Here is a 1,393-nt window from a genome sequence, read left to right as displayed (position 1 = left end):
TATCGAGCAGGCGCCGGTCCAGGTGGCCAGGATCTTCTGTAACGCGCGGAGGACCGCGTAGAGGGTCAGGCCGGCGCAGGGACTTTTGGGTCGAGGCGTAGCAGGGTGCAGAAGGCCTGGGCGAGGGAGGCGAGGGTCGCGTGCCGGTGCCAGCCGAGGTAGCTGCGGCCTTCGAAGTGGTCCAGGCCGAGGCCGTCTTTGAGTTCGCGGTAGTCGTGTTCGACTCTCCAGCGGATCTTCGCTATGCGGACCAGTTCGCGCAGCGGTGTGTCGGCAGGCAGTGTGGACAGCCAGTAGTCGGTGGGTTCGGCCGTGTGGGGTGGCCATTGGGCGAGCAGCCAGCAGTCGGGCAGGGAGCCGTCGGCGGCGCGGCGGATGGTGCGGTTGGCCGGGCGCACGCGCAGGGCGATGAAGCGTGAGCGCATGGCGGCGTGGGGGTTGTTCTTGGTCGTCTTGGTGCCGTGGCGCCAGGTGACGGTCCGGGCTGACCGGTGTCCGGCGGCCAGGGCCAGTGCCCGCAAGGTGGTGTGCGGCTGCTGGTAGGCGGCGCCGGGTGGGCGGCCCTGACCGCTGTAGGCCGGACGCTGGGGAACGGCGTCGCCCGGGTGGCAGGTGGTGCTGCCCTTGACCGCGACCGCGTAGACCAGGCCGCGTTCGGTCAGGCCCTGGCGGAAGCCGGTGGCGTCCCCGTAGCCGGCGTCGGCGACCACCGGCAGGTCGGGCAGTTCCCACTCCTCGCGGACTTCGTCGAGCATGTCCAGGGCCAGGCGCCACCTCTCCCGGTGCCGCACCTGGTCGGGGATACCGGCTCTCGCCCGGCGCCGCCGGATCGCCCCGGCAAGCAGCTCGTCATCACTGTTCTTGGCGTCGTCCCAGTTCTCGGGCACGAACAGGCGCCAGTCCACCGCCGAGGACGCTGTGTCGCTGACCAGGTTGACGCTGACGGCGATCTGGCAGTTGCCGCGTTTGCCCAGCGCGCCGCAGTACATCCGGGCCACCCCCGGCGAGTCGTACCCGTCCTTGGGAAAGCCCACGTCGTCGATCGCGTACGCCTCCGGAGCGATATGCGCCGCGGCCCAGCGGGCCACCCGGCGGCGGACCTCGGTGTAGTCCCAGGTCGAGGAGGACACGAACTGCTGGAGCTGCTGGTGGTCCACGCCCAGGCGCTCGGCCATCGGCTGCATCGACTTGCGCTTGCCGTCCAGCATCAGCCCACGCAGGTACAACTCGCCCTTGGCCCGCTGATCCCGGCGCTTGAGCGAGCCGAGCATCTCCGCAGCGAACGCCTGCAGACGCGGGCGCACCACGTCCATCTCCTCAGGTGTCACACCCGACAGGACATCACACCGTAGTCTGAGAGAACCACCGAGGCCACCTAACAAAGCCCTACTAG

Annotated in this window: 1 protein-coding gene; it reads right to left on the bottom strand. The window is 69.8% G+C overall.

The window, feature by feature from the left end:
• Positions 1 to 65 precede the first annotated feature (65 nt).
• Positions 66 to 1,328 carry an IS701 family transposase gene (locus NQU54_RS48505; RefSeq protein WP_372506440.1) on the bottom strand — a complete coding sequence of 421 codons (1,263 nt, stop codon included), beginning with the start codon at positions 1,326 to 1,328 and terminating at the stop codon, positions 66 to 68.
• Positions 1,329 to 1,393: the final 65 nt, after the last annotated feature.

Source organism: Streptomyces malaysiensis subsp. samsunensis, assembly GCF_024519315.1.
GTDB classification, from domain to species: domain Bacteria; phylum Actinomycetota; class Actinomycetes; order Streptomycetales; family Streptomycetaceae; genus Streptomyces; species Streptomyces malaysiensis.
The sequence above is the reverse complement of the archived record's forward strand: the minus strand, read 5'-3'. Positions and strand labels throughout refer to the sequence as shown.